General features: G+C 71.8%; 15 protein-coding genes. 10 read left to right on the plus strand and 5 right to left on the minus strand.

Features of this window, described 5'->3' with window-relative positions:
• Positions 1 to 102 precede the first annotated feature (102 nt).
• A complete protein-coding gene (locus VF092_24515) occupies positions 103 to 1,329 on the plus strand; it encodes a hypothetical protein (GenBank protein ID HEX6750475.1) in 1,227 nt (408 codons plus the stop codon).
• 90 nt (positions 1,330 to 1,419) lie between these two features.
• Here VF092_24515 and VF092_24520 read toward each other — a convergent pair whose 3' ends face one another.
• From VF092_24520 to VF092_24530, 3 genes are all read right to left on the minus strand, one after another.
• Positions 1,420 to 1,986, minus strand: coding sequence for a DinB family protein (locus tag VF092_24520; GenBank protein HEX6750476.1), 567 nt, complete (start codon positions 1,984 to 1,986; stop codon positions 1,420 to 1,422).
• A gap of 88 nt (positions 1,987 to 2,074) precedes the next feature.
• Positions 2,075 to 2,323: a hypothetical protein gene (locus VF092_24525; protein HEX6750477.1), complete on the minus strand. Its 249-nt coding sequence runs from the start codon at positions 2,321 to 2,323 to the stop codon at positions 2,075 to 2,077.
• Positions 2,323 to 3,381 (minus strand): heme o synthase, encoded by a 1,059-nt coding sequence (locus VF092_24530; protein HEX6750478.1) that lies wholly within the window; start codon positions 3,379 to 3,381, stop codon positions 2,323 to 2,325. Before VF092_24530 ends, VF092_24525 begins: the two co-directional genes overlap by 1 nt.
• Before the next feature lie 251 nt (positions 3,382 to 3,632).
• On the opposite strand from VF092_24530, the gene VF092_24535 reads away from it, so the two are divergent.
• From VF092_24535 to VF092_24560, 6 genes are all read left to right on the plus strand, one after another.
• Positions 3,633 to 4,601 carry a COX15/CtaA family protein gene (locus VF092_24535; GenBank protein HEX6750479.1) on the plus strand — a complete coding sequence of 323 codons (969 nt, stop codon included), beginning with the start codon at positions 3,633 to 3,635 and terminating at the stop codon, positions 4,599 to 4,601.
• 130 nt (positions 4,602 to 4,731) lie between these two features.
• The gene (locus VF092_24540; GenBank protein HEX6750480.1) at positions 4,732 to 6,144 is read left to right on the plus strand and encodes a hypothetical protein; all 1,413 of its coding nucleotides are present in this window, start codon (positions 4,732 to 4,734) and stop codon (positions 6,142 to 6,144) included.
• Positions 6,145 to 6,581: 437 nt separating this feature from the next.
• A complete protein-coding gene (locus VF092_24545; protein HEX6750481.1) occupies positions 6,582 to 7,523 on the plus strand; it encodes an N-acetylmuramoyl-L-alanine amidase in 942 nt (313 codons plus the stop codon).
• 380 nt (positions 7,524 to 7,903) lie between these two features.
• Positions 7,904 to 8,536, plus strand: coding sequence for an SRPBCC family protein (locus tag VF092_24550; protein ID HEX6750482.1), 633 nt, complete (start codon positions 7,904 to 7,906; stop codon positions 8,534 to 8,536).
• A complete protein-coding gene (locus tag VF092_24555; protein ID HEX6750483.1) occupies positions 8,523 to 9,014 on the plus strand; it encodes a hypothetical protein in 492 nt (163 codons plus the stop codon). The genes VF092_24550 and VF092_24555 overlap by 14 nt, the downstream gene beginning before the upstream one ends.
• Before the next feature lie 300 nt (positions 9,015 to 9,314).
• Positions 9,315 to 9,656, plus strand: a complete 342-nt coding sequence (locus tag VF092_24560; protein ID HEX6750484.1) for a hypothetical protein — start codon at positions 9,315 to 9,317, stop codon at positions 9,654 to 9,656.
• A 199-nt stretch (positions 9,657 to 9,855) separates the two neighbouring features.
• Here VF092_24560 and VF092_24565 read toward each other — a convergent pair whose 3' ends face one another.
• Complete coding sequence (locus tag VF092_24565) at positions 9,856 to 10,584, minus strand: DUF3800 domain-containing protein (protein HEX6750485.1); 729 nt, start codon at positions 10,582 to 10,584, stop codon at positions 9,856 to 9,858.
• A gap of 330 nt (positions 10,585 to 10,914) precedes the next feature.
• On the opposite strand from VF092_24565, the gene VF092_24570 reads away from it, so the two are divergent.
• On the plus strand, positions 10,915 to 11,061 hold the full coding sequence (locus VF092_24570; GenBank protein HEX6750486.1) for a hypothetical protein: 147 nt from the start codon (positions 10,915 to 10,917) through the stop codon (positions 11,059 to 11,061).
• Positions 11,062 to 11,235: 174 nt separating this feature from the next.
• Positions 11,236 to 11,406 carry a hypothetical protein gene (locus VF092_24575; GenBank protein ID HEX6750487.1) on the plus strand — a complete coding sequence of 57 codons (171 nt, stop codon included), beginning with the start codon at positions 11,236 to 11,238 and terminating at the stop codon, positions 11,404 to 11,406.
• A gap of 76 nt (positions 11,407 to 11,482) precedes the next feature.
• Here VF092_24575 and VF092_24580 read toward each other — a convergent pair whose 3' ends face one another.
• Positions 11,483 to 13,261: a DEAD/DEAH box helicase gene (locus VF092_24580; protein HEX6750488.1), complete on the minus strand. Its 1,779-nt coding sequence runs from the start codon at positions 13,259 to 13,261 to the stop codon at positions 11,483 to 11,485.
• A gap of 362 nt (positions 13,262 to 13,623) precedes the next feature.
• Between VF092_24580 and VF092_24585 the strand changes: the two genes are divergently transcribed.
• Positions 13,624 to 14,787, plus strand: a complete 1,164-nt coding sequence (locus VF092_24585) for a CoA transferase (protein HEX6750489.1) — start codon at positions 13,624 to 13,626, stop codon at positions 14,785 to 14,787.
• Positions 14,788 to 14,951 lie beyond the last annotated feature (164 nt).

The following is a 14,951-nucleotide window of genomic DNA, read 5'->3' on the forward strand; positions in this document are numbered from 1 at the left end:
AGCGCCAGTCTCACCGCGCCAGGGCCATCCCCCGCGAACCTTCACCCCGCAGGAGAGTACCATCCCCAACCCCCGCTCTGCCGCCAGACCCAGACGTTCGCAGTGACGCCCGTTCTCCGAGCATCGCTCCTCCCGCTCCTCTGCGCCGCCCCTCTCGCCGCGCAGACCGTCGACGCGCCTGCGGGCAAGCCCGACACGTCGCGAGCCGCGGCGCGTCCCCCCACCGCGCCGAACGGCACGCCACCGGCGACGGCGCATCCTGCGGCGGCGCCCAGCACGACGAATCCCGGCGCGACGGGATCGCGGTCAACCACGGCGCCCATCACCCCGGCTCCCCGTGCGAGCGCGACGACCGCGCCGCCGCTCCCCGTCGCACCGCGGCCGCCGATCCTCGGCACCGCGACGACACACGCGAGCGTATCACCCGCCGAGAACGGCTGCACCATCCGCGACATCACCCGGCTCGGGCGCAACCCGACGCCGGGGGAGCTGCGGTGCCGCTACCATGCGCGCGGGCCGGGGAAGTTCGGGCTGCTGTCGTACCTCGACGTTCCCGTCTACCAGCCGCTCACCCCGCAGCCGGGCACCCACGTCGTGGGCGTGCCGGGGATGCCGCACCCGCTTCCGGGCGAGAGCTACGAACAGTGGGAGTGGCGCGTGCTGCGCAGCACATTCGGTCCCGCCGTCCGCTCCGTGCACCGGGAGATGGAGCTGCTGGACCCGATCTTCGCCTCCAAGCTGATGCAGTTCGAGCGTGAGCTGCGGGCGCGCGGCGTCCGCGCGGTGCGGCGCGAGACGTGGCGGTCGGCGGAGCGGCAGGCGTACATCTTCCAGCAGGGGCGGTCGCGGCCGGGGCCCATCTCCACCACCACGCTCACCTCGTGGCACAACCGCGTGGACCGCATGGGCCGTCCCGCCGCGCGCGCCGCCGACTACGACGTCAGCCCGCGCGACCTCCCGCTCTTCCACCAGGTCGCCGCGCAGCTGGGGATCGAGGGGTACGGCGCCGACAGCAACGACCCCGGCCACGTCTACCTCCCCGACACCGACGCCGCCGCCGGGATGGAGATCGCCGTGCTGCGCCTGGTCCCGCGCGTCGCCCACGTCACGCTGGAGACCGGGCGCCCGTACGACGAGCGGCCGATCCCCGGGATGCCGAACTACTGGCGCGAGCTCACGGCCGACTTCCTCTCGCTCTGGCGGGCCTTCCCGGCGACGGAGGTGCGTGCGCTGACACCGCCGCAGCTCTCCACCCTCCGCGCGCCGAAGCCGCCACCGCCTCCGCCTCCTCCGCCCGTCCCCGACCGCCGGCGCGGACGCAGGCACTGATTGGGATCACGCAGAGGCCGCAGAGGGCGCAGAGGATTTCGACGATCTCCTCTGCGCCCTCTGCGGCCTCTGCGTGAGACCCTCTGGTGCCTACGTGCCCTTCGCGATGTGCCGGGTGTGGTGCTCGATGTGGACGGCCACGAAGCGCATCGCCTTCACCGGCCCCACGCGCCCGAAGTAGGGATGCGTCAGCCACCCGCCGCCGCGGCGCCGCGCCAGGTCCAGCTCGTGCTCGAAGCGCTCGCCCAGCTCGCGCATCCGGCGCAGCAGCTGCGGCCGCGCCATCGTCACCTCCGGCGGCCGGATCTCGCGCGGAGTGGCGGCGCGGAGCGGGAAGCTGCGGTGGAAGAGGATGTGGGGAAGCACCACCCAGCGCAGCAGCGTCTGGCGCCAGGGGCCGACCTTCGGGCGCATCGCCTCGCCGGTCGACAGCTCGCGCAGGGTGGCCTCGTAGCCCAGCGCCAGGTGCTCGGCCACCTGCGCGCGCGTCCACTTCCCCGGCCTGTACGGCGCGCGCCACGCATCGTCGCCCAGCTCCTCGGCCGCGTCGATGAACGCGGCCAGCGCGGCGCGGTGCTCCTCCACCGCCTCGTCCCAGCGGGGATCGTCGCGTTCGGGGGGAGCGGACGGGTGATCGCGGGCCGTCGCCACGCCCATGGCAGGCACTCCGGTGAAGGGGCCGGCCGCGGGGATGGGGCCGGCGGGGGAACGGTGCTGCGGAAGAAGAAGGTAACGCCGCGCGCGCTCAGGGCGCGCGCAGCCACGCCAGGACCAGGTGCGGGCTCTCGCTCAGCTTCCAGCCGTCCTCGGTCCACTCCTGCAGCCGCCGCTCGATCTCGTCCACGCTCGACGAGCCCTCGCGCGGCGGACCGACGTAATCATCCGACGACCACTCGCGCCAGCTGACCCGCCCCTGCGCGTCGGGGCGGTGCAGGAGCAGCACGTAGCCCTCGTGCCCCTCGGGGTGGGCGGCGTGCACCGTCAGCGCGTCCATCAGCGGGCGGGGGTGGCGGCCACCACGTCGGGGTGGCGGAGAACGGTCGGCTCGGCGCCCGCGCGGCCCACGGGGATCACCCCGTCCACCGCCATCGCCGCGAACAGCAGCGCCAGGTACAGCAGCGAGCTGCGGTACAGCGCCCACGCCGGCTGCGTGAAGTTCTTGGCGCGCGCCACCTTCACCACCCCCCACATGAACCATCCCCCCAGCAGCGCCGCGGCCAGCCCGTACACCGGCCCCAGCCCGCCGTACGTCACCGGCGCCAGGGTGATGGGCACCAGCAGCGCGGTGTAGATCAGCATCTGCTTCATCGTCTCGCGCTCGCCCCACACGTTGGGAGCCATGGGCACGCCCACGCGGCCGTAGTCCTTCTGCTTGACCAGCGCCAGCGCCCAGAAGTGCGGCGGCGTCCAGAAGAACACGATCAGGAAGAGGTAGACGGCGGTCAGCGAGACGTGCCCCGTGGCCGCCGCCCAGCCGACAAGCGGCGGAAAGGCGCCCGCCGCGCCGCCGATCACGATGTTCTGCGGCGAGGTGCGCTTGAGCCAGCGGGTGTAGATGAACACGTAGTACAGCAGCCCCGCCAGCGCCAGCCCGGCGGAGAGCAGGTTCACGAAGAGCGCGAAGACGGCGAGCGCGGCCGCGCCCAGCGCGATGCCGAAGGCCAGCACGTGGCGCGGCGACATCCGTCCGCTGGGGATGGGGCGCAGCGCCGTGCGCGGCATCCGCGCGTCGATGTCGCGGTCCATGTACATGTTGATGGCGTTGGCCCCGCCCGCCATCAGGTAGCCGCCCAGCATGGTCCACAGCACCGTGGCCGCCGGCGGCAGGCCGCGGAGCGCGATCACCATCGGCGCCCAGGTGGTCACCAGCAGCAGGGAGATGATGCGCGGCTTGGTGAGCGTCACGTAGTCGCGCACGCGCTGCCGCACGCCCGCGGCACCGCCCCTCGCCGCGGCGATGCCGGCGCGGTGCGTGGCGGTGGTCAGCGGGGTCTCGAGCGCCTCGCGGACGGCCGTGGGGTCGGCCGCGTACTGCGCAGTGGCTTCCGGCATCGGTCCATCAACGGGTACGAGCGGGCGCGCGCGGACGGCGGCCCGCCAAAGAGCGTGCAAATATAACCCGCGCCGCCCTCTCCGCCACCCCGCGGCGGCGGCTCCCGCGCCGCGCGCCGCATCTCCGCGCGATCGGCTGGCGAGCGGGCGAACGCGTTCGCGCCCAAGCACTTGCGTGGACTGGGCGCGCTCGTGTATCCTCCCCGCTCGCCGACCGTGCACCCGTGACCACGCAACGCGCGTTCCCAGCCTTGCACCAGACGCCGCGCCTCACCCGCTTCGCCCGCTACGCCTGGGCCGTGCTCGCCTGGAACGTGGGCGTGGTGCTGTGGGGCGCGTTCGTGCGCGCCTCGGGCTCCGGCGCGGGGTGCGGCAACCACTGGCCGGCGTGCAACGGCCAGGTCATCCCCCAGGCGCCGTCGGTCAAGACGCTGATCGAGCTCACCCACCGGGTGATGACCGGCGTCGACACGCTGCTGGTGATCGCCCTGCTCTGGCTCGCCTGGCGGCTGTACGCGAAGGGGCACCCGGTGCGCACCGGCGCCGCGCTCTCGGCCTTCTTCCTGGTGACGGAGGCGCTGGTCGGCGCCGCGCTGGTGAAGCTCGACCTCGTCGCGGACAACCGGTCCACCGCGCGGATCTGGGTGATGGCGCTGCACCTGGTCAACACTTTCCTGCTCCTCGCCTCGCTCACGCTGACCGCGTGGTGGGCGTCGGGCCGGCCGGGGATGCGGCTGCGCGGGCAGGGCGCCGTCGCCTGGGCGATGCTGGGCGCCGTCGCGGCGACGATCGTCGTCGGCACCACCGGGGCCATCACCGCGCTGGGCGACACGCTCTATCCCAAGGCGCACGTGGGGCTCGGCGTGGCCACCGCGGCGACGTTCCTGGAGCGGCTGCGCATCGTCCACCCGTTCGTCGCCGTCGCCACCGCCGTCTACGTGGTGCTCGCGGGAATCCTCGCGCGGCGGTTGCGTCCGGGCGCGGACACCGCGCGGCTCTCGCGCCTCCTCATCGCCCTCTTCGCCGTCCAGATCGCCGCGGGCGCCGTCAACGTCGTCCTGCTCGCGCCGGTGTGGATGCAGCTGCTCCACCTCCTGCTAGCCGACGCGGTGTGGATCGTCCTGGTCTGCGCCACCGCCTCCGCTCTCTCTCGCGGCAGGGACGACGCACGCGGAGTCGAGCCGCAGCCCCGCCCCGTCGCAGCAATCTCGCACGGTTGAGCTCGACCGGGGTGATCATCGCCCCAGCGCACCCCCTGCCACGGCGTTAACGGAAACCGGCGATGTCCGGATCTGTCCGAGCCCTGAATTGCCCCCCCCATTCGAGCACATCCCCAGAGCGAGAACATCCATGAGCGAGCAAGATCCGTCCGGACCTGCGGGCGGCCGGAACGCGTCCGGCCAGGACCATCTCGACCACCTCAGGAAATCCCATTTCTTCCTCGTGTCGGCCGCGGGGCTGTTGAGCATCGCCGTTCTGAGCCACGAGGAGAACCGCACGCTCATCGCCTTCGAGGACGCGCAGCAGATCGCTTCCTCTGCCGCTCGCTTCGATTCGCTTCCTCTGGCGTCGATGATCGAAGGGGAGATGCTGAGAGGCGCTCCCGAACGTGTCCTTGTTTCTGTCTGCCCCGAGATTCCCGGTGAACAACGATGCATGCAGGCGGGATTACCGGTGAATGAGCTGTACGTGATCGACCTCGACTCGACCGTTTTCTGGACTGCTTCTCCCTCGCCTGACAGCACCACGGTGATATCGGCCACTCCGCTGGTCGCTCCGGTCCACATTCGTACTCTTCGAGACTGGAAGTCTCTTTGGGAGATGTTGGGATACTCCACCATCTGCCGCGCCGGTCGCAACAGCGATCTTGCCGGGCACGGCCGGACGTCGGGAGATACGCTCCGCCGCGCGGTCTCCCTCGAGAAAGACACCGGTGCTGTGGGTGATGGCGCGAGGAGAGAGCGATACCGAGGGTATTACGTCATATCGCACCTGCCGGGCAGCTCCGATTATTCACTATGGCTCATGTTCTACGACGACGTACTCCCGCCCGGCCGCACCCCGTGGCGCGATGCACCCGCCCGGCACGCGCACCTCTTTTCGCTTTCATGCACCCGGACCAGCAACCTGGATTCACAGGACAGCGCATCGCAGCTTGCGGGAAAGCAGTGGAAGACAGGTCACTTCGGCGAAAGCTTCCGCCACCTGGCGGGGTTCACGAGCGGGCTGGAGGCCGTCAGCGTCAAGACCATCGCGGACATGCTGCAGAAGAAGCAGGCGAGCGGCGTGCGCGACGTGCAGGTCGTCGGCCTTCCCATCCCGATCGGGATGCTGGTGGAAGGGGGCATGCTCCTGATCCTTATGCTGCAGCTCTATTTCCTGCTTCACCTACGCGCGTACGAAGAGCTCCCGCACCGCAGCCACTCGATTGCATGGATCGGGTTCTACGACGATCCGGCTTCGTGGCTCGTGTACTCCGCCTCGATCTTCGTGCTCCCGGTTGCGTGCGGGTACATCCTCGTGCAGAAGGCGCTCGGCAGGGAGCCGGGCGGCGGCGCTCCGTTCTACCTGGTGGAGTTCGGTCTGATCGTGGTCCTTTCCCTCGCCCTGCTGTTCCGCCATCCCCGGCGAGGCCGCGACGCACGGTATCGGAGCTTCTTCCGACGGGTGTGGCGAGATACGTTCCTCATCGCGAAGAAGCCTGCGAGCCCTGCGGTGGACGAGCCCCATGCTCCCCCCGACCAGCCGAGCCTCTCACATTAAGGCTGGCTGCGCCATCTCCCGCACTCCCCGACCTCGCCGCGACGGCAGGTTGAGCGTCGCATCCCCCCGCGATCGAGAATCGTCGCCCCGGCGCCCGCGCGCCGGGGCGATTTTCATCTCCATCTGTCGGCGGCATTCCGGGTCAGAGTCCGAGAGGACATTGCTCGCCGACTGGGACATCGCTGCCGCCATCCCGCTCTCCCGCGCATGTCCCACTCGCCCGCCGCGAGCGTCCACCCTTCGGCCAAGGCTTCGATAAGCTAGCTGTTTTCAATCGCTTGCGAGTGATGCAAACCTTACGCAGCGGGGGCATGCCCGTTGCACCCGCCCACCGGACCGCAGGCGTTTCGCCTGGCTCCACGCGAACGCCTGCTCTCTCCGTTTCGCGCCCACGGCGCGTGTCCCATCCGGTCCCACCAGCTGCAAAGGAGTTCCCCATGCCCGACAACACCACGCCGGGAACCGTCGCCGGCGGCGCGGTGCCCACGCCTGCCATCGCGGGGCTCGCGTTCAAGATCAACGAATCGGCCATGATCCCCGTCGAGTCCGGCCAGGCCGTGGCGAAGGGGTGGCCGGCGTCGATCGGCGGCAAGCCGGTGGGCGTGACCTGGCACTGGACGGTGACCCACAACCTGCTGGTGTGCCGGCAGGTGCTGGGCGGCAGGAACGCGGAGCGGAAGGGCGAGGCGTCGGCGCACTACGGGATCGGCCGCAGCTTCGCCGAGGGCGTGGACCGCTACGTGTCGCTGGAGAACCGCTCGTTCCACGCCGGCATCGGCCAGACGATGCAGTTCGACGGCAAGGCGCTCTCCAGCCCCGACTTCAAGGGCTCGCGCAGCACGATCGGGGTGGAGACGGTGACCATCGGCGCGGTCGACGGCTCCAAGGCGAAGCCCGACTTTATCCGCACCGCGGGCCCGCACGGCGAGCCGCTGTTCGTGCAGCCGTGGACCGAGGAGCAGGTCGCGATGATGATCGCCATCGGCGTGGAGATCGTCACGCGCTTCCCGAACATCCAGCCGCGGCACCACCACGGACACCACGACATCTGCCCCGACCGCAAGATCGACGTGGCGGGCTTCCCCTTCGCGCGCGTGCTGCGCGGGATCTATCCCAAGCTGGAGATTCCCGACGTGTGGACGCCGCTGCTGACGGTGCGTCAGCGCCAGCGCGCGCTGATCGCGCTCGGCTTCAACCTGGGCGCCAGCGGCGCCGACGGCGACTTCGGGCAGAAGAGCCGCGACGCGCTGACCCTCTTCCAGAAGCAGAACGGGCTGTTCGCGAACACCCGCTGGAGCACGTTCGTGAACTGGAAGCTGCACGATGTGTTCAAGGCCAAGGGGATGGACCTGGCCAAGGTCACCGGCGCCGCCGACTGACCCGCTCGGCTAGTGCCCAGTGCCCAGTGCCCAGTGCCCAGTGCCCAGTGCCCAGTGCCCAGTGCCCAGTGCTCAGTGCCCAGTGCTCAGTGATCGCAGACTGGGCACTGGGCACTTTCGCACTTTCGCACTTTCGCACTCTCGCACTCTCGCACTTTCGCACTTTCGCACTTGCGCATCCCCCTGACCGGCCCACCTCTTGCACCCGCGCGCTGCGTCGAATTGCGCGCTCCGGCCCATCCCGCAAGGAGTTTTCATCGTGACGGAGATCGCTGAACGGCTTCGGCTCGGCCGCAAGGTGAACGTCGGCAGGAACGAGCGCCTCGCGTCGGTGATCGGCGGCGCGGGGGCTGGGGTTGATCGGCGCGCGGCAGCGGGGCATGGGCGGCGCGCTGCTGGGGCTGGCCGGGGCGTGGCTGATCGCCCGCGGCGCGAGCGGCCACTGCTTCGTGTACGACGCGCTGGACGTCGACACCGCTGACGACGCGTCACCCGAGCGGGGTGGCTTCGTCGCCGCGGAGAACGAGCCGGGCGTCAGCGTGCACGCCTCTATCACCGTCGACCGGCCGGCCGACGAGGTGTACGCCGCCTGGCGCGACTTCGAGCGCGCGCCGCGCTACATGGACCGCATCGCCCGCGTCCACGTCCTCGATCCCACGCGCTCGCGCTGGACGGCCACGGGGCCGATGGGGCGCTCGTGGACGTGGGAGAGCGAGGTGGTCGAGGACCGCGCGGGCGAGCTGATCGCCTGGGAGTCGCTTCCCGGCGCGGAACTCCCGAACCGCGGTTGGGTGCAGTTCCACCCCGCCGGCGCGGACGGGCGGCAGACCGAGGTGCGCTACTTCGTGGAGTTCGACCCGCCCGGCGGCGTGATCGGAGACGCCGTCGCGCGCGTCTTCCACGACGCGCCGAAGGAGATGATCCGCGGCGACCTGCGCCGCTTCCGCCAGATGGTGGAGGCGGAAGAGGTGGCCGCCCCCGCCGGCCGCGAGGCGGACGATGCCGAGGGATGACCGTCCGCCGCCGGCGCTGCGCCGCCGCGACGTGGCGGAGACGGAGCGGCCGCGCCGCTATTCGCGCGCGGAGACGGTGGCCATCGTGCAGGGCGCCTGGTTCGCGGCCACGGGGATCTGGCCGTTCCTGTCGATGGAGACGTTCGAGGACGTCACCGGCCCCAAGGAGGACCGCTGGCTGGTGAAGACGGTCGGCGGGCTGGTGGCGGTGATCGGCGGCGCGCTGGTCTCCGCCGGGCTGCGGCGCCGGGTGACACCGGAGATCGCGGCGGTCGGCGCCGGCGCGGCCGCCGTGCTCGCGGGGATCGACGTGGTTTACACCGCGCGCCGCCGCATCCCGCCCGTGTACCTGGGCGACGCCGCGGCCGAGGGGCTGCTGATCGCCGGCTGGGCCTCCGCCGCGCGGGAGCGCGAGGCGGCCGAGGACGACGGGGCGCCGCGCGGGAGGCGGCGGCGGCGCCGCGAGCGGGAGGGTTGATTCCCGGTCCCGGAATTCAGCGGGCGCATCCACGCACCAGCGCGGCGGGCATCCCTCGGGGGATGCCCGCCGCGTTTCGCGCTACGGGATGCCTCGCCGCTCCCCTGCTCCCGTCAGGGCCACCCTGTAGACCGTCCCACGGCGCATCACTCCATGCCGCGGTCCGTGGCGTTCGTACCAATCTCGTCCCCTTGCACGCCCCGTCGCGCGAACGTACCGCTGCGTCCGCCGTGATGCGGGCGCCGCCGCTCTCCGGACGGCCGCGGGCGGCGACGGAACCATCACCCGAAGGAGCGTGCCATGAAAAACAAGATCTCTCTGGACCTCGACGCCCTGACGGTGGAGTCGTTCGAGATGGGAACGGACTTCCACTCCATGCTGGGCACGGTGGAAGGGCACCTGAGCCCCACCTGCAACACGCGCGCGGCGTGTAGCTGCGGCAGCGCCTGCGAGGGCACCTGCTTCAACACCTGCGACACGTGCGACGCGTCGTGCCTGGGCACCTGCGGCACCTGCGCCGGCCAGAACACGTGCGGCGGCTCCACCTGCGTCGGGACCTGCGGCGAGGCCACCTGCGCGGCCAGTTGCTACGACACCTGCGGCATCAGCTGCTTCGACACCTGCCCGCCGTGCCCGATGTGACGCGCGATGCCGGAGCCGCGGCCCCGTGCCGCGGCTCCGGCACTTCCGCCGCTCGCGCCGCAGATTCGTCGGGCTTGACAGGCATGCCGGGTCGATGTAGCTTTCGTCCACCAACACGTCAGGCGCAGCCGAGAGCGGGCACCGCAGTGGCGGAGCTCCAGCGAGTGCAAACTCGCCTTGGCTGCGCACGTGTTTTTGGTCATCTCGGCCAGATCTTCCCGCGGTACACCTGCCCCTCCACGCTCCCCCACAGCTCCTGCACCGCCCGCGCCGACGGCGAGGTCTTGTCGCGGTCGCGATGAAACCGCTGGCAGATGTATGCGCAGCAGTCCGCCAGCTGCATCAGCCGGCTGTTGTGCGAGCGCACCCAGTGCACGTTGTCGATCACCCGCGTCAGCTCGATGGGGCTGTGGCCGAACGAGGTGCCCAGCTCCTTGTAGCGCGCCAGGTCTTCGATGAACTGCTGCTCCATCTCCTTCTCGTCGTCCGACACGATCAGGCCGAACTCCCGCCGCGCGCGCAGGAAGCGCTCGATGGTCTCGACCAGGTAGATGAACGCGAGCTTGTGCGGGTGCATGGGCGCGCGGTAGCGCCTGGCCAGCCGCGCCTTGTCGATCCCCACCCACATCAGCTCCGCCCCGTGCCGCCCCGGCAGCGCGAGCAGGTCGCGGTACAGCTCGACGCGGTCGCCTGGGCGCATCCCCGCGCACGGCCCTTGGCCGCGGTAGAGGTCGCTCCCCTTGCACTCGAAGCCGGGGCGGCGGCAGTCGTCGCCGAAGCGGTCCACGAGGAGGGAGGTCGCGCCGTCCTCGAGCCTGCGTGCGCGGGTGCCGTGCACCGCCAGCCCCACGAGGAAGTAGGCGGTGCTGGTAGGGTGATCCAGGTGCAGACCCGTGTTGCCGGATCCGTCGAGCAGGATGACGTACATGCGGCGGCATCATGGGCGAGAGCACGTGACGGTGGCGATGAGAGGCGCGCAGAGTACGTTTGCCCCGTTTGCTTTGCAAGCACTTTTCAAGGCACAGGAACAAAGACGCCACCGCTGGCACAGCGATCAATCCCTTCGCGCCGCGTTGGGGACGGAGTCACATTTCGTCCATCGCGCGCCCACATCGTCCTGTGCTCCGCGGGCGACGGCTCGTCCCACGTTCGTCGCGCGTCCGGCGAACAGGCCGCACCGTTCGCGTGCGGGTCCCGCTCGGCCGGAGATCTCCGGGTGCGGCGTGGGCCCGTCCACCCGAATCATGGAGCGTAGAGGATGAACAAGCTGTCGCTGGACGTCGAAGAGCTGCGGGTCGATTCCTTCGAAACCAACGAGCGCGCGGGCGATGACAGGGGATTCGCCTGGAGCGACGATTCCGTCTGCCCGACGACGGCGCCGTCGGATCGGCGGCCCTGCTACTGATCTTCACCGGCCCGGCGCGGCGGATGGACGGCGCGCCGGGTATCTGTTCGTGTCTCCCATGCGACGGCTCGTCCCACGACCGTCGCGGCGGGGGGCGGAGATGCGGCACCTTCGCGGTACGGGCCCGGTGAGCGTCCCTCGCCGGGTCCGCCCCACCCGAGCCGCGGAGACGCGATGAAGAGGCTGATGCTGGATCCCGACGACCTGCGGGTCGAATCGTTCGGCACCGGGCGCGAGGAGCGCGCGGTGCGCGGCCACGAGTACAGCGGCGGCTGGAGCTGCGATTCCATCTGCCCCACGGTGACCGACCCCGAGCGCTGCTGCCGGACTCCGCGTCCGTACTGATCGCGTCGCGGGCGGAGACGACGATGCCCCCGCGGAGGCTCCGCGGGGGCATCGTTGTCTCGTCACCATGCGATCGCTACTCGTCGCGCGGGGGGCGGCGGATGGTGCGCCGCGGGCCGCCGGGGCCGCGCGACCCGCCGCCGCCAGGGCCGCGCGGACCGCCGCCGGGGCGCCCGCCGCCCTCGCGGCCGCCGCGGAAGCCGCCGGGGCGCGGGCCCGCGCCGCGCGGTCCGCCCTCGCGCCCGCCTGGGCGGCGCGCGCGGTCGCCGCCGCGATCGTAGTCCACGCGCGCGCTGCGGCCCTTGATCGTGGTGCCGTTCACCGCGTCGATCACCCGCTGCGCGATGTCGGCGGGGACCTCGACGATCGAGAAGGTGTCGCGGATCTCGATCTTCCCCACGCTGCTCCCGGGGATGTCGGCCTCGCCGGCGATGGCGCCGACCAGGTCGCCGGCGCGAATGCCGTCGCGCTCGCCCACGCTCACGAACAGGCGCGCGAAGGCGGCCGGCGCTGCGCCCGCGGTGGACTCGCGCGGCGCGGGGCGTGTGGTGCGCGACGCGGCGGCGCTCGGCGCGGCGGCGGGCGCCGGCTCGGCGGACGGCGCCGGGGGACGCTTGCGCAGTAGCGCGGCGGCCGCGGCGGCCACCTCGGCGGCGGTGAAGTCCTCGAACAGCGGCTCCAGCACCAGCATCTGCGCGCCCACGTCCTCTTCGCGGAGGGCGCGGCGCAGCTCCTGGCGGAAGCGGCGGATCTCGTCCGCGGCGCCCTGGCGCTCGCCGGTGATGCCGGCGGGGCTGGCGGCCAGCCCGGCGCGCTTCGCGATGTCGCGCAGGTGCGGCAGCTCGCGCGGCTGCACCAGCACGAACCCGGTGTGCTCGCCGCCGTGGCGCGCGCGCAGCGACTCCTCGTCGGGCGGCACGTCGAACGAGATCACCGTGCCCGAAGCGCCATCACTCAGCGCCTCGCCGGCGCCGACCACCACCACGTCGGCCTCGTCGTCGTCCGCGTCGCCCACCAGGAAGCCCCGCAGCGACAGCGCCTCGGCCACCTGCGCGGCGCGCTCCTCGGTGCGGCAGACGAGCACCGGCGGCGCCTCCCCATCTCCCCCGCCGCCGAGGAGACGGGCGACGGTGTCGATCTTCTCGCGCTCGCTGACGGGGACGTAGCCCACGACACCCGTCGCCTCCTGCGCCTCGGCCTCCGCGTCGGGGACGGCGGGCTGCGTGGGATACTTGATCGCCCGCTTCACGCGGCGGTCGACCAGGTCCTGCACGCCGGGCGTGGTCTCCGCCGTCACGATCACGCGCTGCGCGGTGCGGGGGACGTTGTCGAACAGCGTCTCCAGCGACTCCCATTCGCCCAGCGCCTCGATGTCGCTGGCGCCGTCCACCACCACGGCCTCGACCGCGTCGAGCTTGACGCCCGAGGAACGGACCGCGTCCATCACCTGGCCCGGCGTGGCGACGAGCACGTCGGCCTCGCGCGGCTGCGTCCCCCAGCCGGGGCCGGAGACGGTGACCACCAGCTCGGCCGCGTGGGCCACGGGGACGAGCGAAAGCGCGGTACGCTCGGCGTCCTCGGCGGTGGCGGTCAGCACCAGCACGCGCGTCCCCGCTGCCTCGGCATCACCCTCCTCGCCCTCGTCACCCTCGGCGCGCGGCTCGATGCGGTCGAGCACGCCCAGCCCGTACGCCAGCGTCTTTCCCGAGCCGCTGCCGGCGCGCGCGACGAGGTTGCCCTCGCGCCGCAGCACGGGGATGGCGGCCTGCTGGAGCGCCGTCGGGTGTTCGATTCCCTCCTCCTCGAGCACCATCAGCAGCGGCTCGCGGAGCCCGAGGTCGTTGAACGAAGCCATGTTTGTTTCCGATCCGTCTGGTCCGGGTGCGCGTTGGTTTCTGAAGGGCGGCCAATATAGGGGACAGCAAGTATTCTGCCTACTGAGTGTTTGGAGACGAGTGCTGAGTGCCCAGTGCCCAGTGCCCAGTGCCCAGTGCGTTCGCACGAAACCTCCACCGCGCTGAGTTCTCCCCTCCCCTGCGAAGCGGGGGAGGGGCCGGGGGAGGGGGCCGTCCGCGGCCGCGCCGGGCTCCGTCAGCCATGGCCGATCCTTTCCCCGGAGCGACCGGGTTGCGCCGCGCGCTCAAGCCCGCCTATCGTCCGCCCCGCTGTCGCACTCAGCACTCAGCAAAGCACTCAGCACTCAGCACTCAGCACTCCATGACGAACTCCGGCCCGCTCGCCGGCCTTCGCGTACTCGACCTCAGCCGCGTGCTCGCGGGGCCGCTGTGCACCATGGTGCTCGGCGACCTGGGCGCGGACGTGGTCAAGGTCGAGCGCCCCGGCACCGGCGACGACACGCGCACCTGGGGGCCGCCGTGGGCCGAGGGTCCGGCCGGGCGCGAGGCCGCCTACTACCTCTGCGCCAACCGCAACAAGCGCTCGGTGGCCGCGGACCTGAAGAGCGACGAGGGGCGGGCGCTCGTCCGCCGCCTGGCCGCCGACGCGGACGTGCTGGTGGAGAACTTCGCGCCGGGGACGCTGGAGCGAGCGGGGCTGGGGTACGACGAGCTCGCCGCCCTCAACCCGCGGCTGGTGTGGTGCAGCATCACCGGCTACGGCAGCGACGGGCCCGAGGCGGGGCGGCCCGGCTACGACTTCGCCGTGCAGGCGCGCGCCGGGTGGATGGCCATCACCGGCGAGCCGGAGGGGGACCCGATGAAGGTGGGCGTCGCCATCGTCGACGTGCTCACCGGGCAGAACGCCGCCGTGGCCATCCTCGCCGCGCTGAGGGAGCGCGAGGCGAGCGGGCGCGGCCAGCGCATCGAGGTCACCCTCTTCGACAGCGCGCTCGCCGGGCTGATCAACGTCGCCCAGGCGGCGCTGGTCACCGGGCGCGAGCCGGCGCGCTGGGGGAACGCGCACGTCACCATCGTTCCCTACCAGACCTTCGACGCCTCCGATCGCCCGTTCGTCGTGGCCGTGGGGAACGACGCGCAGTGGCGGAAGCTCTGCGCGGCCATCGGCGCGGACGGGCTGGCGGCCGATCCCCGCTTCGCGGAGAACCCCGGGCGCGTGGAGCACCGCGCCGAGGTGGAGGCCGCGCTGGCGCCCGTCTTCCGCGCCCGCCCCGCCGCCGAGTGGCTCGCGGTCCTCGAGGCCGCCGGCATCCCCTGCAGCCCCGTGCAGACCGTCCGCGAGGCGCTCGCCGATCCGCTGCTGACGGAGCGCGGCGGCGCCTGGCCCGTCACCGGCGCAACTTTCGGGACGGTCGATACAGTTCCCTCGCCACTCCGCTTCTCGCGCACTCCGGCGTGCGTTCGCCATCCCCCGCCCGCTCTGGGTGAGCACACCGAGGCGATCAGGGTGAACGGCTGGGATTGAGCCCGCGCCGCGCCGAAATCCAATCTCTTACGCCGTCTCCACGAACGTTCCGGGGGATGCCTTCGTGGCCGGCTTCTTGCGCCCTCTTCCGTATTACTCCCCGCCGCCCGGCATTCTCGTACCGGCGACGCCATCCGGCCATTTTGTTACCCCGCCCGGCCCCC

The sequence above is a fragment of the Longimicrobium sp. genome, from assembly GCA_036377595.1.
In the GTDB taxonomy this organism is placed as follows: Bacteria; Gemmatimonadota; Gemmatimonadetes; order Longimicrobiales; family Longimicrobiaceae; genus Longimicrobium.